Annotated in this window: 19 protein-coding genes and 1 tRNA gene; 11 read left to right on the top strand and 9 right to left on the bottom strand. The window is 43.6% G+C overall.

From position 1 onward, the window contains the following. Positions 1-54: 54 nt before the first annotated feature. The 7 genes from pheT to ACJJJA_RS15775 all read left to right on the top strand — a co-directional run bounded on the left by pheT (position 55) and on the right by ACJJJA_RS15775 (position 6,331). Entirely contained in the window at positions 55-2,430 is a 2,376-nt protein-coding gene (pheT, locus tag ACJJJA_RS15805) for a phenylalanine--tRNA ligase subunit beta (protein ID WP_444902723.1), read from the top strand. Between the two features lie 130 nt (positions 2,431-2,560). Beyond that, positions 2,561-2,866 (top strand): integration host factor subunit alpha, encoded by a 306-nt coding sequence (ihfA, locus tag ACJJJA_RS15800; RefSeq protein ID WP_108733837.1) that lies wholly within the window; start codon positions 2,561-2,563, stop codon positions 2,864-2,866. After that, positions 2,847-3,215 carry a MerR family transcriptional regulator gene (locus tag ACJJJA_RS15795; RefSeq protein WP_152452791.1) on the top strand — a complete coding sequence of 123 codons (369 nt, stop codon included), beginning with the start codon at positions 2,847-2,849 and terminating at the stop codon, positions 3,213-3,215. Before ihfA ends, ACJJJA_RS15795 begins: the two co-directional genes overlap by 20 nt. Positions 3,216-3,329: 114 nt before the next feature. Then, positions 3,330-3,406: transfer RNA gene (locus ACJJJA_RS15790), tRNA-Pro, on the top strand. A gap of 343 nt (positions 3,407-3,749) precedes the next feature. Beyond that, positions 3,750-4,676 (top strand): retron St85 family effector protein, encoded by a 927-nt coding sequence (locus tag ACJJJA_RS15785; protein ID WP_444902722.1) that lies wholly within the window; start codon positions 3,750-3,752, stop codon positions 4,674-4,676. A gap of 1 nt (position 4,677) precedes the next feature. Continuing rightward, on the top strand, positions 4,678-5,622 hold the full coding sequence (locus tag ACJJJA_RS15780) for a retron St85 family RNA-directed DNA polymerase (protein WP_444902721.1): 945 nt from the start codon (positions 4,678-4,680) through the stop codon (positions 5,620-5,622). 64 nt (positions 5,623-5,686) lie between these two features. Further along, positions 5,687-6,331, top strand: coding sequence for an SLATT domain-containing protein (locus tag ACJJJA_RS15775; RefSeq protein WP_444902720.1), 645 nt, complete (start codon positions 5,687-5,689; stop codon positions 6,329-6,331). A gap of 972 nt (positions 6,332-7,303) precedes the next feature. On the opposite strand, the gene ACJJJA_RS15770 is transcribed toward ACJJJA_RS15775, so the two are convergent. Continuing rightward, complete coding sequence (locus ACJJJA_RS15770) at positions 7,304-8,182, bottom strand: CPBP family intramembrane glutamic endopeptidase (RefSeq protein WP_444902719.1); 879 nt, start codon at positions 8,180-8,182, stop codon at positions 7,304-7,306. Positions 8,183-9,667: 1,485 nt separating this feature from the next. On the opposite strand from ACJJJA_RS15770, the gene csrA reads away from it, so the two are divergent. After that, positions 9,668-9,847 (top strand): carbon storage regulator CsrA, encoded by a 180-nt coding sequence (csrA, locus tag ACJJJA_RS15765; RefSeq protein WP_444902718.1) that lies wholly within the window; start codon positions 9,668-9,670, stop codon positions 9,845-9,847. A 568-nt stretch (positions 9,848-10,415) separates the two neighbouring features. Here the strand turns inward: csrA and ACJJJA_RS15760 are convergent. The 3 genes from ACJJJA_RS15760 to ACJJJA_RS15750 form a co-directional block, all read right to left on the bottom strand. Beyond that, entirely contained in the window at positions 10,416-10,598 is a 183-nt protein-coding gene (locus ACJJJA_RS15760) for a YtoQ family protein (protein ID WP_444902717.1), read from the bottom strand. A 200-nt stretch (positions 10,599-10,798) separates the two neighbouring features. After that, on the bottom strand, positions 10,799-10,846 hold the full coding sequence (locus ACJJJA_RS15755; RefSeq protein WP_444905254.1) for a hypothetical protein: 48 nt from the start codon (positions 10,844-10,846) through the stop codon (positions 10,799-10,801). A 214-nt stretch (positions 10,847-11,060) separates the two neighbouring features. Next, positions 11,061-11,516 (bottom strand): nuclear transport factor 2 family protein, encoded by a 456-nt coding sequence (locus tag ACJJJA_RS15750; RefSeq protein ID WP_444902716.1) that lies wholly within the window; start codon positions 11,514-11,516, stop codon positions 11,061-11,063. A 289-nt stretch (positions 11,517-11,805) separates the two neighbouring features. On the opposite strand from ACJJJA_RS15750, the gene ACJJJA_RS15745 reads away from it, so the two are divergent. Then, positions 11,806-11,943 (top strand): hypothetical protein, encoded by a 138-nt coding sequence (locus ACJJJA_RS15745; protein ID WP_444902715.1) that lies wholly within the window; start codon positions 11,806-11,808, stop codon positions 11,941-11,943. Positions 11,944-12,935: 992 nt separating this feature from the next. Here the strand turns inward: ACJJJA_RS15745 and ACJJJA_RS15740 are convergent. Beyond that, positions 12,936-13,523 carry a hypothetical protein gene (locus ACJJJA_RS15740; protein ID WP_252082349.1) on the bottom strand — a complete coding sequence of 196 codons (588 nt, stop codon included), beginning with the start codon at positions 13,521-13,523 and terminating at the stop codon, positions 12,936-12,938. 1,352 nt (positions 13,524-14,875) lie between these two features. Between ACJJJA_RS15740 and ACJJJA_RS15735 the strand changes: the two genes are divergently transcribed. Then, positions 14,876-15,937, top strand: a complete 1,062-nt coding sequence (locus ACJJJA_RS15735) for a manganese-dependent inorganic pyrophosphatase (protein WP_444902714.1) — start codon at positions 14,876-14,878, stop codon at positions 15,935-15,937. A 719-nt stretch (positions 15,938-16,656) separates the two neighbouring features. Here the strand turns inward: ACJJJA_RS15735 and ACJJJA_RS15730 are convergent. Continuing rightward, entirely contained in the window at positions 16,657-17,052 is a 396-nt protein-coding gene (locus tag ACJJJA_RS15730; RefSeq protein ID WP_444902713.1) for a DUF1801 domain-containing protein, read from the bottom strand. Positions 17,053-17,874: 822 nt separating this feature from the next. Between ACJJJA_RS15730 and ACJJJA_RS15725 the strand changes: the two genes are divergently transcribed. Then, complete coding sequence (locus ACJJJA_RS15725; protein WP_444902712.1) at positions 17,875-19,692, top strand: DUF885 domain-containing protein; 1,818 nt, start codon at positions 17,875-17,877, stop codon at positions 19,690-19,692. Positions 19,693-19,865: 173 nt separating this feature from the next. Here ACJJJA_RS15725 and ACJJJA_RS15720 read toward each other — a convergent pair whose 3' ends face one another. From ACJJJA_RS15720 to ACJJJA_RS15710, 3 genes are all read right to left on the bottom strand, one after another. Next, complete coding sequence (locus ACJJJA_RS15720; protein ID WP_444902711.1) at positions 19,866-20,489, bottom strand: phytoene desaturase family protein; 624 nt, start codon at positions 20,487-20,489, stop codon at positions 19,866-19,868. Continuing rightward, positions 20,440-20,715, bottom strand: coding sequence for a hypothetical protein (locus tag ACJJJA_RS15715; protein WP_444902710.1), 276 nt, complete (start codon positions 20,713-20,715; stop codon positions 20,440-20,442). The genes ACJJJA_RS15720 and ACJJJA_RS15715 overlap by 50 nt, the downstream gene beginning before the upstream one ends. 165 nt (positions 20,716-20,880) lie before the next feature. Next, positions 20,881-21,093, bottom strand: coding sequence for a hypothetical protein (locus tag ACJJJA_RS15710; RefSeq protein ID WP_444902709.1), 213 nt, complete (start codon positions 21,091-21,093; stop codon positions 20,881-20,883). Positions 21,094-24,378: the final 3,285 nt, after the last annotated feature.

Genomic DNA, 24,378 nt, shown 5'->3' with positions numbered 1-24,378 from the left:
CCCGGGCGAAACGCGCACAGAGTTGCGCTGACGGAATACAGAAAGAGATCAACTATGAAAATCAGCAACTCCTGGTTGCGGGAATGGGTAAACCCGAAACTCACCACGCAGGAACTGGCCGATCAAATCACCATGGCCGGTCTGGAAGTGGATGGCATAGAAAAAGTAGCGGGTGATTTTTCCGGAGTGGTTGTGGGTGAGATTGTCGCCTGTGAACAGCACCCGGATGCGGACAAACTACGCGTGTGTAAAGTGGCCGGCCACCCTGACGGTGAAATGCAAGTGGTGTGCGGTGCTCCCAATGCGCGCATCGGAATCAAAATTCCTTTTGCCCTGGTAGGCGCCAAATTGCCGGGCGATTTCAAAATCAAAAAAGCCAAGCTCCGTGGTGTAGAGAGCTTCGGTATGCTCTGCGCACAGACCGAACTGGAACTGGGCGAAGACAACGACGGTATCTGGGAACTGCCGGAAGACGCACCCACCGGCACCGATCTGCGCGAATACCTGCAGCTCGATGACGAAACCATCGAAGTAGATCTCACCCCGAACCGTTCCGACTGCCTCGGTGTTGCCGGTATCGCTCGCGAAGTGGGCGTACTGAATCGTTGCGCCGTTCAGGGCCCGGAAGTTGCCTCGGTACCCCAGCAAATCGAGGAGAGCCTGCCCGTATCCCTGCTGGCGGAAGCGGCCTGCCCGCGCTACGTAGGTCGTGTCATTCGCAATATCGATATCAAAGCCGTAACACCTCTGTGGATGCAAGAGCGCCTGCGTCGCAGCGGCCTGCGCAGTATCGATCCGGTAGTAGACGTGACCAACTACGTTCTGCTGGAACTGGGCCAACCCATGCATGCCTTCGACCTGGAGAAACTCTCCGGCGGTATCAAGGTGCGTATGGCCGAAGCCGGTGAAGAGCTGACCCTGCTGGACGGCCAGGAAGTGAAGCTACAGGAAGGCACCCTGGTGATCGCCGACGAAGAGAAGCCTCTGGCCATGGCCGGTATTATGGGCGGCCTGGATTCTTCCGTTACCGAAGGCACCCAACATATCTTCCTAGAGAGCGCCTTCTTCAGCCCGCTGGCGATAGCCGGTAAAGCCCGCTCCTACGGCCTGCACACCGATTCCTCTCATCGCTTTGAGCGCGGCGTGGATTACCACCTGCAAGAGAAAGCGGTTGAGCGTGCCACCCAGCTGTTGCTGGATATCGTTGGCGGTGAGCCAGGCCCGGTACACGTGCGTGAGCTGACTGAAACCATGCCCGCCGAGCGCCATATTACTCTGCGCCGTGCCAAGGTAGAGTTGGGCCTGGGTATCAAGCTGGCCGATGACGAAATCGTCGATATTCTTACCCGCCTGGGTCTGGAAAAAATCGACCAGAATGACGAAGGCTGGACCTTCCTTGCCCCCAGCTTCCGTTTCGATATCGCCATCGAAGCAGACCTGCTGGAAGAGCTGGCCCGTGTTTACGGCTACAACCGTATCCCTAGCGAAAGCTTTACTGCCGAACTAGAAATCGCCCCGCGCCCGGAGAGCACCATTGCCCAGGACAATCTGGAGCAGACCCTACTGAGCCGCGGCTACTACGAAGCGATCACTTTCAGCTTTATCGATAGCGACAGCGCTGCCCTGTTTGACCCGGAAGCTGACCCAGTGGCCCTGCAAAACCCGATCAGCGCAGAGCTGGCGGTGATGCGTACCACCTTATTACCGGGCCTGTGCAAAGCCTTGCAGTACAATCTCAATCGCCAGCAAAACCGCGTGCGCCTTTTTGAAACCGGCCTGCGCTTTGTACCTGGCGCGGAGCTGCACCAGGAGCAGATGATCGCTGGTCTCGCCTACGGTAACCGCTTTGCGGAAAACTGGACTGGCAGCAAAGACAGCGTAGATTTCTACGACGTGAAAGCCGACGTGGAAGCCCTGCTGGCTCGCACCGGTGTCGCCGATGAATTCCGCTTTGTTGCCGGTCAACACTCCGCACTGCACCCCGGCCAAACCGCCAAGATTATGCGCGGCGACCGCGAAGTAGGGGTTATCGGTGCCCTGCACCCGCAGCTGCAGAAGAAGCTGGATCTGGCCAAGCCGGCCTTCGTATTCGAGCTCAGCCTGGAAGCGATCGGTCAGGGTAAAGCCCCGGCATTCCGCCCGCTGTCCAAGTTCCCGGAAGTGCGCCGCGATCTGGCCCTGCTGATCGACGCGGATGTTCCCGCCGCCAGTTTGGTGGAAGCTGCCACCGAGGCCGCCGGTGAAACCTTGACGGACCTCAAGATATTTGACGTCTACCAGGGCAAAGGTATTGATTTAAATAGAAAAAGTGTCGCTTTGGGGTTGACGTTTCAGCATTCGTCGCGCACCCTTAATGACGAAGAAATCAATGCCGCTGTAGATGCGGTGGTCGGTAAATTAGAAGAAAAATATAACGCTAGTCTGCGCTAACAGGGCATGATGCTCTCGGTGTGCAGACTGAATTGCACCCCGAGAGCGTCTGCTTCCGGGTTGAAAGCCGCCGCGGTTTGGGCCGCTTCCGATCTGGAGTCGACGCCTCTGAATCAATTGGTAGGATCCAATGACAGAGGCACTGACCAAGGCCGGGCTCGCCGAGAAGTTGTACGAGGAGCTGGGCTTTAATAAGCGCGAAGCAAAAGAGATCGTCGAGTATTTCTTCGAGGAAATCCGCAATGCGCTGGAAAGCAACGAGCAGGTCAAGCTCTCGGGCTTTGGCAATTTCGACTTGCGAGACAAAAGCCAGCGCCCCGGTCGTAACCCCAAGACCGGCGAGGAAATCCCCATCTCAGCCCGCAGGGTAGTCACCTTCAAACCAGGGCAAAAACTCAAGACACGAGTAGAGGAACATGCTGGAACCGAGCAATAATGCTCAGCTACCTGCAATCCCCGGTAAGCGCTATTTCACTATTGGTGAAGTGAGCGAGCTGTGTGCCGTGAAGCCCCATGTACTGCGCTACTGGGAGCAGGAATTCCCACAGCTGAAGCCCGTTAAACGCCGCGGCAATCGCCGCTACTACCAGCACCAGGACGTTATTATGGTGCGCCAGATTCGTGCGCTACTCTATGAAGAGGGCTATACCATTGGAGGAGCCCGCCAGCAGATAGAGACCGGTAGTGAGCGGGCAGAAGTGGTGCAGCTGCAACAGGTACTGCCGGAAGTAATTGCGGAACTCAAAGATGTGGTAGCCCTGCTGGATGGGAGAAAGAATTTCTAAAAAACTGTAAACCTGGGCTTGCAATCCAGCCGCACTCAGGTATGATTCACGCCACATCGAGACACGATGTCTTTAAAAATCAATCACTTAGCGAAGTGAGCGATTTTTCAAAATCGGAGCGTAGCGCAGCCTGGTAGCGCACCACACTGGGGGTGTGGTGGTCGTCGGTTCAAATCCGGCCGCTCCGACCATATATTTCGTTGCATAGCAACGGCCAAGAAACCCGCTTTTTAGCGGGTTTTTTATTTTTCTAAACAGCTCAGAAGAATTTATTTTGAGTGGGTTGACTACTTCTTTGCTCTGAGAAATACTGAGTTCGCTTTTACGCGAGTAGAGCCTTTGGCTTAGTCTGGTGTTTAGCCGGACTCAACGAGATTGTTTGGATTTATTCCGCAGAAATCATCTGTGGCTCTCCAATCGCAAGCTCATTACGATCCACAGATGCTTTCTGCGGTCGACTTAGGTAAAAGCTTTCTTATGACCGTATAAAATGGATTTTATTTAGTTCAAATGAAGGACCCTCGGGATGAGTTCTTGAGCAGCCTGACGCTCGAGGGTATGAGATTCGAGCTTTCAGATAATCCCATTGTTTTATTATGCGGTGGTTATGTTCCTGAAAGCTTTTCTAGCGGTGAAAATTCTTCCCTGTACGCTTCTGTACGTCACGCCTTATCTAGTGAAACCCCTGATTTTGAATTATTTCGTCCAGAAGAAATAACTGACTGGCAGTCAGACGGCATTTATAAAAACTTAATTGACTTTGAGCGAGATCTTGTAGGGGTCTGCTCTTTGGTCGTAATTGCTTTAGAAAGTCCAGGCTCTATTGCAGAGCTGGGAGCCTTTTCCCAACTAGATGAATTAAAAGAACGGCTATTGGTGTTTGTATCTGCTGAGTTTAGTACGAATTCCTTTATTGAATTGGGGATACTAAGACATATAAGAGATAGGAGCGAAGGTAGTGTTCGGTCTTATCCTTGGGCTCTTCCAGCGGAAGGGGAGAGCATCTCTGTTGGGAGAGACATAATAAATGATATGCTTCAAGATGCTAAAGAGCAGCTGGGTCGTATGCAGAAAACTAAGCGTTTTCGTGCAGATAATACCGCACATATTATGGCATTAATTCGCTCTCTTATAGAGGCTTTCATTGCTCTAAAATTTAGTGAGATAAAACGCTACCTTAGGTATTTTGAGGTTCAACTGGCAGACGATGAATTAAAGAGGAAGCTATTCCTTCTCCAAAAATTCAAATTGATTATTAAAGATACCTACAGTGATACAGCATTCTATTGTTGTTCAAAATTAGAAAAATTTCATTCAATGCGGTATGAGCATAAAAAAGGAAAGAAAGTTGACATGCTGCGCGTTACTGCAAGTTGCAGTACTTACTATGCTTTAAGTGAAGAAGAGAGGCATAGGAAAGGTTTTCTCAAGCTTCGAGCTAAAAGTGCGGGGAAAGAGTGATATGAATTTATTAAAATTGCTCGCTAATGAACTCTTTATGTCTGAGCAACAATTGAATCGCATTTTTATTCGAGCGCCGCACTCATACAAGAAATATACTATTCCTAAGCGGTCTGGAGGTGAGCGGCTGATAGCACAGCCTGCTAGAGAAACCAAGCTCATCCAGCAGTGGTTGATTGAGAATAAATTTTCTAGGTTTCCCGTGCATGACTCTGCAACTGCTTATAAAAAGGGTTCAAAAATAAAATCGAATGCCCTTGCTCATGTAAAAAATACTTACTTAATGAAGTTTGATTTTCAGAATTTTTTTACATCAATCAAAGAAAAAGATTTGAAGCAATATCTATCTGCAAGTTTTTTATGGAATGAATTTGGTGAGGAGGATATCGATAGGATCGCGCGAGTTAGCTGCATTAATTATAAACATTTAGATGAAAAGTGTTTGAGTATAGGAGCACCTAGTTCGCCTTTGCTTTCAAATGCGATTCTTTATCCGCTGGATGAAGAAATTAAAAAGTGGTGTTTAGCTAATGATATAGTTTACACACGGTATGCTGATGATTTGACTTTCTCTACAAATGAAAGGGGGATGTCTAGCATTGTGGAGTCTTCTCTTCGGGATAGTGTTCGGAAGTTTTCATTAGTTAATTTAAGGTTTAATAACCAGAAAACAATATCTCTTTCCAAAAAGAGTCAGCGTAGAGTTACGGGAATTGTCTTATCTAATAATGGTGAACTTTCACTAGGGCGCGCAAGGAAAAGGGAGATTCGAGCATTAGTTCATCGTTGGACCTTGGGGCATCTGGATAGGGAGGATGTTGGCAGGTTGCAGGGGTTGTTGGGTTTTGCAAAAGATATAGAAAGTGATTTTATTGATAGGCTATCTGAAAAATATGGCGAAGAGTGTATTAAAAATATATTTAAATATAGAAAGCCAAGACTCTAGTTGTATTCTCGATTAAAAGACAGTGGCAAACTTTTTAAAAGATAAAGTACTCTAGGGGGGAAGCTTGAATTACACTGACAGCTTCAAGGGCTTATATAAAAAAATCGATGCAACATCTAAAACACGTTTTTATGCATCTCGAAGGTTAAGGCTGCATGCAAAGTTTTCGACGTATACTGTAGTTATACTTTCATTATCGCTGATATTAGTTTCTTTATTGCAGTCGTTTGGTTTAGGTGAAAATATATCCAGCAAGTATACTGGCCTGATACAAGTTTTTGCTGCTACAGCTGTATTGGTATATTCTCTATTAATTGACAAGAATGAATATCCAAACCTTTCTGAGAAAATGTATGCATGTGCATCAAAGTTGGGTGATTTAAAATTACGACTGTATCCCTTTAAGTTGATGGATCAGCCACCAGGAGAGAAATATGCAGAGTTTCAACAAGAATATTGGAATATATTAGAGTTGTATGAAACCCATTCCAATAATGATTTCAAGGCTGATAATCTTAAGGCTAGATTAGATATGCCAGAAGATTACAGCATTAAAGGGATGGATTGGTTTGTTGTAAAGCTTGATATTTATCGTATGCATTTTTTGAATTTTCTGTCTTATCCTTTAGTCTTAATGGTTTTATTTTTTGTCATGATATGGCTTTGGTTTGGCATCAGTTTTTCTGCTTTTTTAAAAGTAGGGGTCTGAGGGCCCAAAGATCAGCTAGATAGGAAATTTTGTCAATAGATGAGGTGTCTTAAATTTTGTTCTTTGGTGGGATGAAGTTTTAGTGTTTGGAGCAATCCTAGACCCCCAAAGATTAGAGAATGGGGTCAGGTGCGTGACAGGCAGCCCATTAAGTACTCGCAGATTAGCCTATAGAGTAGAAGCGCTAAGAAATAGGCAAAATTTGTACGTCACCATTCGGTAGGTGGCATATCAACTCCAATACAGATGGAGATTCGGCGCCGATAAGTTTGGTTTGTGAATAATTGAGAAATAGATGTGGAGTGCAGCCAGTCGCGCAACTGCTTTAGTGATAGTCGAGAGGATTTTCGGCTATTTAACTTGGGGCGGAGCTAAGGAAGAGTTGGCAGTCTCACAGTCCATGTATCCAGCGCTTATTCTGCTGGGTACAGACCTTTTGTACCAATTCCGCCGAGCCCACCAAGCACTTAAAGCGGCTCTCAAAGTTGTGGTTTAGATAGAGCTAGTGCTTTGCAGGTATCCCCAAGCGTTGAAGAATTGGGGGGATATTTTCATCAATAGCTCTCCGTTTCTGTAGGTTGAGTTGTCGGCCACTCCAGTCAACTAGTTTGAGATAGTGATCCAGCTGAAAGGGTAGCCCTTTCGGCACATTCAAATACTCACCGCTGACAAACAGAAGTAGATCTTTGGGCTGCTCACCTGAGACTGCTACGTAAACGCGCTGTTGAATAGAAGCTCAAGTAGAGTCTTCAAGCATTTTGGCGAAGATATAGAGTTCCGGTCCGCATCAAGCTAACACCCTCTGCTACCCTAGAAATTGAATATTCTTACTCAGAGACTAGGGTCAGAGCGTTTTTCTTGAATTACGGCTTAAAATACCTACATGTATCTTTTGTTGTTCGCTTGGTAGTTTTACCATCTTAGCGTAGTGTCCAGAAGGATCAGACCACTACATATATCTCCGCTATCATGTCAAGAGCTTTGTGGAGACAATAAGGTACTCTTAGGCTGAATAGAGCCGAACTCTTGTTGACCTTTTCTCCAGAAATAGATGCTTGTACAAAAAATTACTACAGGCAGAACCACTCCAAACTCATTGATATACCAACCTGAATCTGTGTTTTGCATGGTCAAGGGATTGAAAAATTTTTGAATAAATACATTGTGGCTCATGTGAAAGATTACGGCCGGCCAAACACTATTACTTCTTAATCTTATGTAGGTCATGATGACTGACATAGACATTAAGCCTAGTGTAAAGAAAAATAATTGGTAGCCGAGAGGTACCGTTTCATTCCCATAAACGCCTGCTATCATCATGAGCCAATGCCAAGCTGCCCATATAAATCCAGAAATTAGTGCAACCCCAGAAAAGGACATAAGTTTCGAAAGTTCAGGTACAAGTAATCCTCGCCATCCAATCTCTTCTCCTAGAACTCCAGGTAGTAATAATATAAAGCTGATACTTGCAGTAATTAAGAATCGGAAAATAATCACACTGGAGTCACTCCAGTTGTCTACCTTATACCCATCTCTAAGTGCTGTAACGTATTCTGAGTTGTACCACTCTCCAAAACCTAAGCCCCATATAATGAGGTAGGCAACTGCTACATAAGCTAATGGTGCTAAATAGCTGAACCATTGATGCTTCCAGCTTCCCCAAGGCCAGCCCAGGGAGCCCAGGCTTTTCTTGAAGCTCAGGCAGGTTATGATCGTAGCAAGTCCAACTGAAAGCATTAATGGTACTGCACTCTCCATATGGAAAATAAGCCAGTATCCGATGGGATAAAGGCATGCTGTGAGGGTTAAAAAAACCGCGATAATCTTGAGTGAACTCAGAGATTGTTTCATCTGGATAGTTAACTCCATGTTATTTTAAAAAACACTAATCTGTAGTACGCCTTTATGTAAAATAGAGCACATTTTATGCTGCCATTGATTCAAAATCACGAAAGACTCAACTCAAGGTGTTGGCTTGTAAAACCTTGCTATAGGGTTAGGTGAAATTCATATTCCCTAAATCAATATTACAAATGCAGAGAGCAAAATCTCTCAACTGTCCTTACGCTCAATGTTTACTGAGTCTTTCATTGGCTTTGCTTGTATGCTGAGTTATGGGGATCTCCTTAATTTGATTAATCACTCTTTGCTTTAACCTGAGTTGCAATGAGCAACTGAGCTTATCAGGAAGAACATTGTGTTTTTATGTAAATTCGGTCAATGGAATTCTGCGTGAGATGTTTAGTAGGCAATACTGAGCATCTAAAGATTGGAGAGAGATATGACAAATATCTATTTTTCAGGCTCTCTAACTCTCATTTAGTAGTAAAGGACGTGAAATGCAGAGAATTTGCAATCAAGTCCCGGAAAATTTGTTTATAGACTGAAAGTCGGCGATCATGTCGATGAGTAATTGGGGGAAGGCTAGATTAGCAGGGAATAGCTGAAATGCAGCGCAGGTAGTTACCTATGCGGTGTGCCCAAGGTATATTAAGCTCGCCTGAAGTCTACTGGCGCTAGCAAGTCTCTAAAGTGTCCGGTTGATATATAGCCCCTGCTTGGGTGAGATACCAAGTCACTTGAGGGTAGGAGGCGTTTTTCTTCGATACGGACTCATTTCCTGGGTCGCTAAATGTCGGCTTCACCAGCTCATTAGCTCCAAATAGCGATCGAAATAGAAGGATAGGTCTTTCGACATATTCAAATAGTCACTGACGACAAACGGAAATAGCTCTTTAATATTTTCAGAAGAGCATAAGAAAAATTCCAATGTAAATTAAATTTACCAATAGTTGGCTGAGATTTCCTTAGGCGAAAGTATGAGAAATATAGGCGCAGAAATAATCTTATTGGAATTTATTAAGTTTGTTTCAACCCCAAAGCTGCGTAAAATCGATTGATACTTTTGGTATTTTTGCAGTAATTGAGTGAGCCGCTTAAAAAGGCTTCAGAAGTTTAAAAGATTTTGAAAGCTTCGAGAGAGCCGAGAGTTTTCTAAAAGACCCATCCCCTCAAAGGAGAACGGTAGCGTGACGTAAGAGTAAGTAAAAGGCGCTGACCCAAGGTGCTAGGAACACCCGGGGCCAGCTAACCAAATTGATAACCTAAGTATCAAAATGGCTATATGGATAATACGCTAGAAACCCGCTCGCCTTCAATAAAGTGGAGTACATTCAGCAGCTTGGGGCCTGTTCCCAAGCTCTGGAAGCCTAGCGCCCGCCTTTTCCTCTTCTCTACCTACCGCCCCCGCGCACCACCCCATATTTCCTCCAAACGCTAAGCCCAGGCTTCCCTACCCCAGAAGTACCCAGACTTTGACCATTGAAGGAAATGTGTATGTTGATTTTAAAGCGACGGATAGGTGAAAACTTAAGGATTGGAGCAAATGTCTCCGTCACAGTGCTGGAGGTTAAAGGTAATCAAGTGAAGATAGGCATAAGTGCACCCAGGTCACTGCCTATCCATCGTGAAGAAATCTATGTGCGGATCAAACAGCAGCTGAAAGCGAAGGCCTGAAAGCGCTTAAAGCGGCATTCAGGAGGGATCTTGCCTCTCTGGTGTATCCGCATTGAAAAGACTAGAGGAGTTATACCGGCAATCGTCCCTTGTTATTTAGCGGAGGGAACTAGTAGCCAAATTGGGTCCAGATTACTAGAGAAAAATAACCGATGAACCCAGTAGTAAAAAGCCGAATCGATCCAGCATGCTACTGCGTACGCTTGTTTGAGATATTAAATTTCCACAATGAAAGATTAAGCTGGTTATGGGTGACCCTGAACGCATTGTAGGAAGTCTATATTTCCTCATCAAATTTGGTGAGCTTGATTTGCAACGAGTTGTCACTATTGTAAGCGGTACATGAGCCACATTGTTTAATTTGTCCTGGTAGGCTGGCACGATGCCCCCTCGATCAACTTCGGAGAAAAGCTCTCAATCCAAGTGCGCTAATGTTCGTAATCACAATCTAAACTACGGCCAGTTCCTCTACTGGTACCGCAAGCTATCTGAACAAACTTCGGTGACTATTACCCTGACTTTGTTCCCATGAATATCAAGTTCCCCACAGTCATTACGGGAAATCTGGTTATATTGGATTCTCTAATGGCATAAAGCTGAAGTTGATACCCTGTTGTGAGTCAACCTGGTCAGGTGTTTGTGCCCAGGTTTGAGCGGCACCATCAACCTCTTTTAACGCAGGTACCAGGGATTGATCATGTAGAGTGATATAGGATTTACCAAGCGCTACGCAGCATCCAGCATCGAACACTGCATTCCATTTATTATATTTTCACCAAAGAGAATAATAGCCAGGCCACAATTTTCAATGTGGTGTTTAATCTGCATCGCGTTGACCTAGGCAGACTTATGATCTCGACAGAAGGAGTTAGCTTCCACGCCATGACCATCGCCAGCTGTATCACTCGCATCGTGATTGGTCACCGCAAAGAAGAAAGAGATTTCCAGTCACTACTTATTGCAGCCTTCAATTATCTGGGCTCTCCAGTCAGAGTGTATTTTTCCTGAGAGATATACTTTCAGTTTTTAGTTTAGTTACTTAATAGTGGTAAACAATAGAGTTTGATACTTAGGAAATGACTTACAGTACGATTTTGACTTGAGAGGAGGGGGCTATTGATTGAGTCAGTTAGGATATATCAATGCGTCATTAGCGCTGAAGTATAAGAGCAAAATCCCTTTTGGCTCTTACTTATTGGTGGTTAAGGTAGCCTTATGGCTTAAACACCACATTTTCTGGCACTTTTCCAGATGGCAGTCTTGTAGAGTGCAATTGTGAGATGAGCCACTTTCCTTTCACTTTCTGTAGAATAGCGCTTTCGAGCCAATAAACATCCTGGCTCTCATTCTTTTTAGCAAAATTGGCCTTATTCCAATAGTTGATTGTGACTAGGTCTGGCCTCTCATCAAAGTCAATAATGCTAAAGTAATTGGTTCTAACAGTATCTGATGGCTTTGCTACCTTAATTAGATCTTCAATCGTCCATACTTCACCATGTTCGAGCAAGAGAAAAGATTCAGTTACGGTGCCTCTCATACGCTCATGGTCTACATCGGATATGTAATTTAGAAGGTTCTCGATAGTTTTGAATGCTTCAGGCTTCTCTTGCGCCTGTGCGTTACCGATTGTCAAAACAAACAACATCAATGTAAAAACAATATTTCGCATAAGTTATTTTCCTGGTTTTTAGAGGTTAATTATTAGTAAAGGAAGTGTTGATTTTACAACATTTACTTCATCAAGTGTCTAAACTCCTTAAGGTGAGGGAAGCTATAAATGTTAGGCGAGTTCCGATCGGAGCAGGTTTTCGCTGATGCTGTCTATTTTTTAAGCAAAAAATTTGTTTTTGGGATCTCAGAGCCCATTATACGGCATACCAGAGTAAGTTTAGATATTTGTACACTCTGCGCCAATGTTCTCCGGCCGGATTACACCTAAGATACAGCTCGAGCAAGGATTGTTACTGAATTCTGTTGAGCTGATGTTCCTCAATGATTACGGCGAGATCATAGAAGTGATCGCCCATAGCCGCGTATTCCCAATCAATGGCATAAAGCCGCCCGGTCTTTTCAGTGATGAGATTTCCAGTGCTTAAAATCATTATGGCAAAGAAAGAACCTACTACTTAGCTGTTCCGCGGCAGCAATATGGGAAGAAATTGTTTGGTAAAGCTGTACTAGTGTGGGGTAGAAATTTGCTTGTTCATTAATCGAGCTCCAATAATGATCAGCTTTAAAGGATATATCCAAGTGGGCATCAATTTCGGGGAGGCTGTGGATTTCATTAAGTAAATTGGCAACCTGTTCCGGAGCATTGGCATCACTTCCATTCCAAGGTGCACTTCACAAAGCGGGTAACTTGGTATTGATATGCTGGGGCACTGTAAACTAAAGGAGCGTATAGCCCGGCACTACTTGAACTCACAAGGAGGTAGGTCTCTGCTTGTCGGTTTAAATCTAGAGCACTGCTGTATTGTGAATTGATACGTAGAAGTAATAGCTCCTGGCTTACCGTGAGTAGGAATGTTTGGTTCGTTTGCCCCTGTAAGCCGTCTGACCACAATGGATTTGGATGGGCTCCATAGGGCCAGTCCTGGGGAAGCATAACGTAGAACTAATATCTTTGCCGGCTGATTAATTGATTGAAGCTGAATCTTATCAAATATTGTAGGCCGTTCTAGAGGCGCGTAATAGTGATGAACTTAATTTCAAAAGTAAAATTTGGGTGAGTAGTGTGTTTTAAATTGCGAGTCTTAATTGAAAATGGGGGCTGGAGGTTTATTCTTGTGATAAGCAATATTCTTCAAAGTATGATTCTTTTAGGGAGAATTTGATTCATGAAATTTATAATTGTGGTCCGCATTACAGCTCTCAATTAAAATAAGGTGTGTCAGATTTGTCCTGAATTAATACAACTAAAACTGCCTAATGCTAGGCATGCCCAATTCAAAGCCGGAACGCGGCACTATTACAGCTGGCGATCTGTTCTCCAGATCGCCGAGAGAAATAATCTGCCTATAGCTGACTAGCTCACGCAGAATTTTGAAAATCCTTGCAGATGCCCACTTCGCCTTTTAGTCGATAACTATTAAGAAAAGGTGACTGCACGCTCATTCAAATCATAATACTGAGTATTAACCTTAATCTTTACAGAGCTACCGGTAGCATCAAACCAGCCGAGGTACCCGGTAACCTCTAGGCTTTTATGGGTAGTGGCCATCGCCTCACGTAAACGCTGGGCCCAGGGCCTTAACTTCTCACCATCATAACCTGACCCGCAAGCGCAGAGATGCAGATCGACAAAATTGCCAGGCAAACCCTCTTTAACCAGCGTGCCCGCTAGCTGCGTGGGTGTATAGGTTTTCCATACTCCACCCTGCCACGACTCTACTCCTCTATCGAAAACTTTTGCTTGTTTATTCTTGCCACTATTGCGTTGTGCACCAATTTGCTTGCCATCGCCACCGCCGGTACCATGAGCAACAATATAAAGAGTGTCTCCAGATTTGAGGCTACTAAGACACTTATCTATCCAGCGGTACATAGACTTACCAATACCAGATGTTACCTTGTTGGCAAGAATTTGATTCTTCGGAATATCCCATGCACTCGCCATATTCTCCGCGAACTCTAGCATTTCATCACTGTTTACCGGGAGGTAAATGTACTTTGCCATTTTTTACACCTTGTTATTATTACAATACTAAAATTATAACACCAAGCCTTGCAGAGTGAATTATTCAGGGCACCCAAAAATTGGAGACAAGTCTCAGTTTTGCGACAAGTATCGGTTCTCGTGGCTATTCATATCTGATTTGGAAATAAGGGTAGGTGAAATGTTAAGAACTTGTATTTAGGCTTTAGAAAACTTCACTTTGTGGTAATAAGTCAGAAATCGTAGTGTTGATAGATTGGAGCAGGGTTAAATTGGCAAAGAGGAAACTCCGGTAGTGGATCAAACCATGTACCCTATGTTTATTGAGCTTGCTGCACGAATGCATAGTTGAATCAAAGTGTAATCAGGGTGTTTAGGCGTATTTGTGATATTGGCCCTGATTGTGTTTAGGTCTACATAGCTCATACTGGCCGCGTTAACGTTTATTATCCAATAAAGCCCAGGATTTAAATAAGCGGCCTGTAACGCTGTCTTCAGGATTAGCTGGGATTCATTTAAGAGATATATAAAACAGCTGACATTGATTAAATTTTCCTGCCATAGAAGGACAACGCTTTGTAGCTTTAGCGATTCACAGTTATCGAGTACGCTGCCCTGGGTTATCGTTGTGCCAAGTTTGAGGCCTTAAATAGCTCCAGATAGCGAAGAATCACTTCGTTATCTGGTCAGGCCAGCCTTTTAGCCGATATAAATTACGATATGGTAATGATTACTCATTACGGTATAGGCTACGTTATTAAGTGTAAAATCTGATGCCAACCTATTCATAGGCTTTTCAATTCACTGGTACTAGGCGTAGGGGTAAATGCACTGATAAGAGGGTATTACACCAAGAAATATTTGGATGATTCTGGGCTGAGTCCTTGATTGCTCTCATATTGGTATGGATAAATAGCAGGTATTTTATTAAATTTCATCAGTAGGGTTGGCGGTTTAGGCTTTATATTTGGTGAGTGTTGAGAAGTGTCCTTAGGTTATTTGGCGTCAATAATGAAAGTTAATGAAGTAGCTAGAGTTTCGAGGGAATACGTTTATTTGTATCCACATGCGACAAATAGAGCCAGTAAAGTTAAGCTGTAGTTGGTTTGTCCGCTAAGTGACTATACCTTGTCTATAGTACGAACTGCTTACCTCTTTACTCAGAGGGCTTCGATAGTTTATCGATCCGCTTAAGATATAATGAGTGAATGAATGTGATGGACGGATGTTAGTCATGCCATCAGTTAATTTAAGGTTTCTATTAATCTGTTAGCAAATGACTGTGGAGGATGCCGGTGAGATTTCTAATCTCATGCCTGTCAATACTAAGTGATCACCGCCCAATAGACTTCCCCGGTCTGCTTTCGAGAGCCTTGTTTTTTTCACTCAGTTGGGTTGTTGGCGCTTCATTAGGTGCGCAGGAAATCAGTTCCTCAGACCTGGGGCAAGATACGCCTACTACAGATGTTGCTGCTGATTATCTGAGGAAGGAGTTAAAAGGCACCCAGAATTTGGTTTGGACCGGACATAAAATACCCGATACTGATTCCGTTAGCGGGAGCTTGCTCTCAGCCTTCATTTATGGCGGTAAGCCAGCAATTCCCAGTAAAATCAATCCGGAGACTCGCTTCGCCATTGAACAATGTGGTGCTGAGGAGCCCGAAATAATTGAGAATTTCTCAGGAAAGACTGTTGGATTGGTGGATTTTAACCAAGGCACTCAATTGCCAACTGGCATTGATCCGGACTTAATCGTAGCAATAATCGACCATCATGCGATTGGTGGATCGCCAATTAATATTCCAAATGTAATCAGTATAGAGACTAGGCCATGGGGATCGAGCGCGACAATTTTAATTGATCATGCTCAGAAGTTTGCTATTGAATTACCAGTTCATCTGGCGTGTATGGGGTTGGCTGCAATTCTTTCGGATACGGTTAACCTGACATCACCTACCACAACCGAGTACGACAAAGTCTATGTAAAAAAATTGGCAAAGAGAGCTGGTATAGATGATGTAGATAAGTTTGCAGAGCGGATGTTGCTAGAGAAATCAGATCTGGGTGGGTTTTCCGCCAAGGATATTGTTTTACTTGATTTTAAGGATTTTGAGTTCGGAGGAAAAAAAGTTGGCATTGGTGTTGCTGAAACGCTGACAGCTCAGCAGTTAATCAACAGAAGGTATGAACTGAAGTCTGCCATGGGCGAGATAAAAAAAGAGAAAGGTATCGATCACTTGATCTTCGCAATTGTCGACACTCGTGAAAATAAATCTTATCTACTTTGGAGTGACACCTCAGACAAAGATCTTATTATCTCCGCTTTTGGGGACCAGGTAGTAGATGATATGGTTGTTGCTAAAAGGGTGATCTCGCGAAAACGCCAAATTGGCCCAGCAATTCAAAGAGCTTTAGAGAATCGAAACATTGACTGATTTATTGAATTCTCTGAAAAGATTATATTCCTGCGATGCCCCTTTTGGGCGAGAATCAAATTAGGTGTAATCATTATCAAGAAAAATAGATACCAAGAAAGTCGGAATAAATCTGGCCTATACCAAATGTGAGGCTTTACTACGATTCAAATAATGGAACGCCTTTGATTTCACTGACGAAACGATGACTTGATCATAAACGATGATCGTGATTGAAATAGTTTCAGGCTAGCGAATACAGCGAGAGTCTTTTGAGCCGTACTCAACTAGATAAAATAAGCTGTGTGAGAGATGATACTTCATCTGTTGCAGTCGATAAAATATTGCAATAAATTTTTACCGTTTCGCCTTTAAATAAAGGGGTAGAGGACAAGATTAATGAAAAATTTAAAGCGTCAATAAATTTTTACTTGCCTCAGGGTAATCATCCCCATTACGTCATTAAGAACTTGTTTTATAAAGCTTTCGTAAAAGTAAAGGTGAGATTCTATATGAATACTATCCGAGCGTTATCTCCATTGTTCAAAAGCTGCACGAGTAAATAAAAAATTGTTAATTACTTTTGGTGTTCTTTAGTAGGCTATTATTCAGTTTAAGCCAAAAAGGCTGGGGTTGAACTTCGGTATTTTTAGGTGTTGGAATTTCAAGTTGGCAACAAAACCATAAAATCGAGTATTAATCTCAAGCTATACTATGTTTAGCAACATGCGTACCCTTACTCATATTATGCGTAATAACTTCCCTTTTCGTTTGACAATATTCTTGTAATCCCACTGAATTACCTTTGATTTTTTTAGCCAGCGTTTTAGATCAGTTGTATTTATCTGCATTGCCTCTGTATAACGAATAGAAGCATCTTTAAATTTTCCTGTCCCTGGTTCGAGCTTAGGCTCGTCAAAGTCTATACCGCTCCAGAACATCAGGCGAATGCAGTCTTTTAGTTTACTGTATCCTACAATTGGATTGCCCTCTAAAAACCATACAGGGTGGCCGTGCCAGATCTTACTTTCAGCTTTTGTCAAGCCTTTATCAATAAGCTGTCGTAAAGTATCGCATATCAGCAGCTCTTCACCGACCTGTGCTGAATTAAAATCATCGATCGTTTCATATTTCATGGTTATCAATCTTTCAGTCTCGTCGAGCTTTAACGCTAGTTTCAGGTATGTCTAGAGTGGCGGTGTTGAGTTATTTTTTTAAGTGGAATAAACATATTAAAAAATGTTAGATGGTATCATCCTTAAGTATCTATTCTAGCATCTAGAGCTTGGTTTAGAGGGTGAAATCTGAACCAAGATTGAGCAGTCGTTATCTATCATCTGTCAAGGGTAAAATTATTCGGTCCCTGTATCACCTGATTCTTGGTGTCTTAAGTCCCAAAACAGATCGCTACACTTATCGAGATTACCGGAGCCACAAATATACAGGTCTTGGACAGGATGCGCCAATCCGCAAAGTAAATAAAGAGCCGGTTACTCCACGCTTGATACAACCCCAAAGTATTAAGGTAGATATCACAATAGATCAAATAAAACCTATGTTCTAAATCCGGGGAGAGTGAATTTTCTGGGCGATGATGGCATTACGAATATTCGAATTGTAGTTAATGATGGTACCAGTAATAGTTTTCGCTGACCAATCACGATAGTTCTCTAGTTTTTGACCTCCAGCAGTTCTTGAGTGATTTGTTGGCAGAATAGCGTGGTGATATGGTGGTTTTCTCAGCTGGAATCGAAAGGATGGTGAAAGATTCTTACTTGGTAATATTTGAGCTACTTTGATCTTCAAGTCTCTCTGAAAGCCATTGTTCTGTCATGATCTATCTACAATGTGCATCTTATCGCTTTATTCGGTTTGTTTGACGCATTATCTAGATTAAATGGTTGTGCTTTGTTTAAGGGCATAGTGAAAATAGTGGCACAAATTAGGAGGATCTAATAATGATAAAAACAACAGCCAAGTGGGTTGGCGGGATACTATTGCTTGGGATGGTTGCAATCTCGGTCTTTGCCGTCAATGCAATTTATTTTAAACCATGGTCTATCAATGTATATTTTGAGCGAGCCTTTATAAAAATTCAAAGTACCAGCCCGGAAACACTTTCAATTTTCCGCATACTGGAACGATTTGGGATTGATGGCCATAATGCCCATCTTGATGATGTTTCTGAAAAGATGAAGCAACATGAGATACAGATAGTTAAGGATGAACTATCTACTTTAAGGAGCTATGACAGATCTAGTCTCAATGACCGGCAGGCAATTTCCTATGATATTCTGGAGTACTACCTGGAAAGTCTAGTAGAAGGGGAGCGCTGGAGGCATCATAATTACCCTCTCAATCAAATGTTTGGTGTGCAAAATACTCTTCCGGAGTTTCTTGTTGAGTTGCATCAAATTAACAATGTCAAAGAAGCGGATTATTATCTCTCCCGCTTAAGTGAAGTAGATAGAAAATTTTCTCAAGTATTGGATGGGTTGAAAATTCGGGAACAGAAAAAGATCCTGCCTCCACGCTTTGTAATTGATCGTGTGTTAAGCGAAATGCAAGGGTTTATTAACGTTCCGGCGCATGAAAACATACTTTATACCTCTCTGGAAAATCGCTTGGATACTCTTGAAACTTTACCAGATCAAGAGCGTACACGTATCCTTGATAGAGGAAAAATATTAATTGAAACAGATGTCTATCCTGCGTACGCAAGCTTGATCGCTTACTATCAAGAATTACAGTATAAGGTTTCAGAGAATAATGGCGTTTGGGCTCTCCCGGAAGGTGATGAATTTTATGCATATCAAATACGTATTCATACCACTACAAATCTGACTCCCGATGAACTGCACAATACGGGCTTGATGGAAGTAGAGCGCATAGAAGATGAAATGAAGCAGATTTTTGCTTCTGTTGGTCTTGATACGGGAAGCATTAATACCCGTTTCTCTGCTATAAATAATGATCCTCGGTTTCTTTATGAAAATTCAGATAAGGGCCGTGAGCAGATTATCAAAGACTATCAATTGATTATCGATGAGATTAACGCAGGTATTGACGATTATTTTAATATAAAACCAACTGCGGGCGTTGAAGTTAAGCGAATTGCAGAGTTCAAAGAACAAGGCGCACCGAAAGCATACTATATGCCCCCGGCAATTGATGGGTCTCGCGGAGGGGTATTTTATGTAAACCTGCGCGATGTCCATGAAACAAAGAAATTTACCATGCGAACCTTGGCTTATCATGAGGCAATTCCAGGGCACCATTTTCAAGGGGCAATTGCAAAAGATTTAGAGGGATTGCCAACTTTTCTTAAAGCCGTGTCAAATACAGCTTATGCGGACGGCTGGGCTCTTTATACAGAGAAGCTAGCCAAGGAGATTGGTTTTCAAGATGATCCCTATGATGATCTTGGGCGATTACAAGATGAGATGCTTCGTGCTGTTCGTTTAGTGGTAGATACCGGTATACATCACAAGCGCTGGAGTCGAGAAGAGGCGATTGAATATATGGTGAATACGACCGGTTTTCCGAGAACTGAAGTCACCACTGAGGTTGAGCGCTACTTTGTGATGCCGGGTCAGGCTGTAGCTTATAAAACTGGTATGTTGAAGATATTGGAGTTGCGAGAACGTGCTCGTCAAAAGTTAGGGAATAAATTTGATATACGTGAATTCCATGATGTGGTACTAACTAATGGTGCCGTACCGCTGATGGTGTTAGAGCAACTTGTTGACCACTGGATTGCCACTAAGAAAGCCTAGGAGAGTTAATAAAGAGGCATTTTAAGCAGTATCATTTGCTATTAAGAGTGAGCTCGCGTTAATTGTAATAGCGATCAACAAGATCATTGTAGCGTCTGAAAGGGGGTTGAGTTCGACTCATACCCCACTACTGAATCCAAACAGATAATGGCCTGCTTTCTGCGGGTCATTTTTTATTTATCCCTTAGAATCTCCATCGCCGCATTATGCCCAGGCACTCCAGTAACGCCACCTCCCGGGTGACTACCGGAACCGCAGAGATACAGGCCCTGAATCGGCGTGCGGTAATCCGCAAAGCCCATAAAAGGGCGGTTGCTCCACAGTTGGTCCAGGCCTAAGGCACCATGGAAGATATCGCCACCCATCAAGCCAAACTTGCGCTCTAAATCTAGCGGTGAGTGGATTTGTTGGGCGATGATGGAATCACGGAAATTGGGTGCATAGTTGTTGACGGTATCGATAATGGTCTGAGCTGCCTGCTCACGGTAGTTGTCCCAGCTCTTACCCTCCGGCTGTTCTGGAGCAAATTGCTGGCAGAATAGGCTGGCCACATGTTGGCCCTCGGGGGCCAGGGAGGGATCGATGGTGGAGGGGATCAATATCTCGACAATGGGTTGCTTTGACCAGCCGTATTGAGCCGCATCTATATAGGCCTGCTCCAGGTAATCCATGGTAGGGCCAATGACGATTCCAGACTTGTAGTGCGGTTGTACGTGTGTGCCAGAATTACAGGTAAAGTCTAATAGTTCAAGCAGTGTGACGGAAGGTGCCGGGCTCCACTCTAAAACCATGTACACGGCGGCGGAGCACCGTCTCTAGATGTTGTTCGTTAATCATCGGAGAATAGAGTAGTTTAGGACCGACATGGCGATTACTTTTGCTTCTGATGGTTTCCCCACTACTTAACCGTACTCCGGTTGCACGACGACCATTGAACAGTACTTCTGTTACTTTAACCCCTGCATGAATAGCGACCTCAAGACGTTCTGCTTCCTTACGCATGGCTGGGGTGATAGTACTCATGGCGTCAAACGTCTTTCTCACTATTAACCAGTAATAGCTCGCATGCCGAGTCGAGAGTGTTGAGCATTAAAGCAAAAATACATGGTCTAAGTCAGAGATAATATTGAAATCCTGCTCCAGTGTACAGGTAGTACACTGGAGCTATCGATTAGAGAGAAGAGTAAGTTACTTACTACCGCTCTCCATCGCCGATTGAATTTGGTCTGCGAATTTCGATAGGTTTTTGAATTCAGACTCCAAATTAACAGAAGTGCTTGCTGATGATGCTCTTGCACGGATTATCTCAAGTGCTGTCGCTACAGCATGTGAGCGTGCTGCTTTTGGCTCATTGGCATAGGCTGGACTTGCCATTTTGGCTGCTTTAATAAAATCGGTCATAGTTAATTTCTCCTTTTTAATTTGTACTTCAAAAGAGCTAGTTTAGGGTTTAATAAATTATTTAAACCCTGTAGGCGTCTCATTCATTTAGTTTGGTGAAATCATGGCAAAGTGAGGTCTCAACAATTATCGTAGATAATTGGTAGGTGCTCGCCAATGCTTATCGATTAGATCCAAGCCTGAATATAGTCAGGGTATCAAATATAGCCCATCTAAATGTGAGGCGACATGGTTCAGAATTGGTAAGCTGACGAAGTACATAGAGAAATCTCAAAAATCTGATCTGAGAGCATTTAGATTAATACTGATTGTATGCTGGATTACTGAAATGAGACTGGTTTGATGAGGGCCTCAGTATTCACAGCACTATAATATCCGTTTGGGAGTAGCTATGACTATGGCGGCAGCATCGGGGCTAATTAGTTAGCCGATTCTAATCTGATATAGCAACGATTAGTGGGTCTGGATCGAGCCTCTTTAATTTTGTGAGTAGTGAGTAGCTTGGTTGTGCGCCTGAAGAGGATTTTTTGAGTAAGAGAGTCAACGATCTTTTCTTAACTGGGAAAAGATCGTTCTGGTAGTGGCTTCACGCCAGTAAAAAAGGAGCTCTGAAGTTGAGAAAACCAAGCTAAGCAAGGTCTTAAAGTGGGTAGTTATGGTCGGTGATGAGGGTATTCCGTTGGGAGGCACCATTAGATTTTCCTTATCAGCAAATATAAAGTTATTACGCTCTTTACTTGATGCTACGTATATAAATACAAAACTCATCGTTTAGTGTATGACAAAGCGGCGGACCCAAATCTTTTTCGAGATAAACTGTTGAGTTGTGGAATCGATATTATCTGACCATTCAAGATTAATAGGAAAAGCCGTGAGCAGGATGGAAGAAAGCTCTGAAGACATACTCATTGCTGAAAAATTGGGGGTCACCAGGGGGGGTGCCATCGTTTGGTGTTAGATGAAAGTGCTATTTTTCCCGTGTGTTTTTTTTCATTACATACCTTTCAGGTATTTTAAAAAAATATGAATGGTATTTTAGATAAGCTAAAAATTTGAAATTTTAGCGCGCAGATATATTCATGGAATATATAAATTAATGGGGGTTTAATTGATGAGGTGGCTCTCCTTATGCGGTGAATTTATTATAGTGCTATTTTATTGTTTGTTCGTTTCCCCTTATAGTAGTAGCGGCTGATTGTTTGTTGGGCTAAAGGTAAGGATGTCAAGAAAGTTAGCTTTCAGATAAATTCGAGGTGGTGAGACTGCTGCTAGTATTGTAACATTCATAATATCCTCCTCAACTGATTGATATGCCATTTATCAGTAAAGGTGGGGTAATGATTTCGAGTCTCTTTTTCTTGTTAAATCTACCCTCGAAGAAGTGATTAAGTGATTAAGTGATTAAGTGATTAAGTGATTAAGTGATTAAGTGATTAAGTGATTAAGTGATTAAGTGATTCGGAACTAGCATCCTAGTCGAAAGTTTGTGGTTAGAAAAATCCGTTACTTCTCTATAAATTTATGCCTCCCAGAAATCTGAAGGTTAATAAGATTCTCCACTAGCTCTTCTAAAGAGCTAAAAGCTTCTATCATGTTTCGTTGGGTGAGTTTTCTTTTGAGTTTTATCTCTATGTTCAAGGGGGAGGTAAAGTTTACTTGTTAGTCAAAATTTCCATCGCAGTATTATGCTCAACCACTCCAATAACGGCCGCCTCCCAGGTGTTTACCGGAACCACAGAGATACAACCCTAGAGTAGGCGTGCAGAAATGCGCAAAGCCTATAAGGGCCGGTTACTCCACAATTGGTCCAATCCTAAGGCACCTTGGAAGATATCCCCCCCCCATCAAACCAAATTTGCATTCTAAATCCAGAGGTGAATGAATTTGCTGAGCGATGATGGAGTAGCGAAAATTGGGTGCAAGGTTAGTGACGATATCGATAATGGTTTGCGGTGCCTACTCACTGTAGTCGTCTCAGCTTTTGCGCTCCGACAGTCCGGAGCAAATCGTTGGCGACATGCTGGCCATATCAGGGGGGAGTGATGGTTGAAGGGGTCAATATCTCTTCAATGAATTACTTCGACCAGTCGTATTGGGTCCTATTTATATAGTCCTGCTCAAGGTAACCTATGGTGGGACCAATGATGATTCCGGGCCCCACCCTAAAACCACGCATATGGCAGTGGAACTCCGGCTCTAGATGTTGTTTGTGAATTACCTAGGAATAAAGCAGTGCAGGGCCGATATTGGTGATTACCTTAGCGCCAGCAAAAGTCCCCCCTGCCCAGGTGCACCCTGGTCATACGACCACCATCAATCAATACCTCCTTAAATTCAGCGTTTATGCGAATAGTGACCCCGAGATGCTCCACCTATTAACGCATGGTCTGGGTGATAAGACTCATACAAACTAATGCAAGACCCTAAGGGCCTTTCTCATCATTTACCTCACCAAATATATGGTGCAATAACACATAATCAGAGCCGTATAGCACGGTGGTAGTCTCTGTTGAATCTGATGTGGGAGAGAAAGAAAGCACTGGCAACCCTTAACCCGCAAACCTCGGGTTTATTAGGAGACAGTTGTTGGCCATTCCAGTGTACCGGCTTTAAATAGGAAAGCCTTTGGGCATATCTCAGTGATCCTTGCCTACCAGAGGTGAGAGGTGAGAGGTGAGAGGTGAGAGGTGAGCTGCTCGGTAGTGATTGCAGCGTAAATACGTTGCTGTAATGAAGTGTAATTGGAGCTGCGATATCGAGATCAAAGATCTTAGCCATTTTTTGTATCTTCTCTTCAATCCGCTGGGGCTGGGGCTGGGGCTGGGGCTGGGGCTGGGGCTGGGGCTGGTATTCACAGTTCTTCCCGCATCCCTACCGCAGAGGAATACCCTCCGTACACAGCGGGAGATATAGTGATAATAAGGTATCGAATTCTAGGTTGGGTTTTGCAGTTCATTTAATAGCCGTATATGATCGCGCCCGTTTTTGTAAAGAATTGCAAAGTGGCGAAAAGGCCCTGATTTATGCAGCTCAAGTACTATCGCACTAAGTATACAGGCTTGGTGAGTGAAAAGGATTGTGATATGGGATCGCGAACAACGGTATTTAATTTAAAGCTTGTACTGGCAGGTCTCACTGCGGTCTTAATAGGTTGCTCAGGAGGGGGGGGAGGCAGTGACTCTTCACCTGAACCCGAGCCTACCCCTATCCCAGCCGTCACATATTCGCTTTCTGGGGCCGCCGTTAAGGGGCCACTAAGTTTTGCTACCTATAAGATTCATAAAG

Source organism: Microbulbifer mixtoriginis (SeqCode), from assembly GCF_052466865.1.
This window is presented reverse-complemented; position numbering and strand designations above follow the sequence as displayed.

What these genes read in the sequence shown, in the direction of transcription:
- ACJJJA_RS15715 (WP_444902710.1), bottom strand. Translation starts at nt 20,715, where the DNA reads ATGAGTACTATCACCCCAGCCATGCGTAAGGAAGCAGAACGTCTTGAG.
- ACJJJA_RS15770 (WP_444902719.1), bottom strand. Translation starts at nt 8,182, where the DNA reads ATGAAACAATCTCTGAGTTCACTCAAGATTATCGCGGTTTTTTTAACC.
- ACJJJA_RS15740 (WP_252082349.1), bottom strand. Translation starts at nt 13,523, where the DNA reads ATGGCAAAGTACATTTACCTCCCGGTAAACAGTGATGAAATGCTAGAG.
- ACJJJA_RS15710 (WP_444902709.1), bottom strand. Translation starts at nt 21,093, where the DNA reads ATGACCGATTTTATTAAAGCAGCCAAAATGGCAAGTCCAGCCTATGCC.
- csrA (WP_444902718.1), top strand. Translation starts at nt 9,668, where the DNA reads ATGTTGATTTTAAAGCGACGGATAGGTGAAAACTTAAGGATTGGAGCA.
- ACJJJA_RS15730 (WP_444902713.1), bottom strand. Translation starts at nt 17,052, where the DNA reads ATGAAATATGAAACGATCGATGATTTTAATTCAGCACAGGTCGGTGAA.
- ACJJJA_RS15780 (WP_444902721.1), top strand. Translation starts at nt 4,678, where the DNA reads ATGAATTTATTAAAATTGCTCGCTAATGAACTCTTTATGTCTGAGCAA.
- ACJJJA_RS15725 (WP_444902712.1), top strand. Translation starts at nt 17,875, where the DNA reads ATGATAAAAACAACAGCCAAGTGGGTTGGCGGGATACTATTGCTTGGG.
- ACJJJA_RS15750 (WP_444902716.1), bottom strand. Translation starts at nt 11,516, where the DNA reads ATGCGAAATATTGTTTTTACATTGATGTTGTTTGTTTTGACAATCGGT.
- ihfA (WP_108733837.1), top strand. Translation starts at nt 2,561, where the DNA reads ATGACAGAGGCACTGACCAAGGCCGGGCTCGCCGAGAAGTTGTACGAG.
- pheT (WP_444902723.1), top strand. Translation starts at nt 55, where the DNA reads ATGAAAATCAGCAACTCCTGGTTGCGGGAATGGGTAAACCCGAAACTC.
- ACJJJA_RS15795 (WP_152452791.1), top strand. Translation starts at nt 2,847, where the DNA reads ATGCTGGAACCGAGCAATAATGCTCAGCTACCTGCAATCCCCGGTAAG.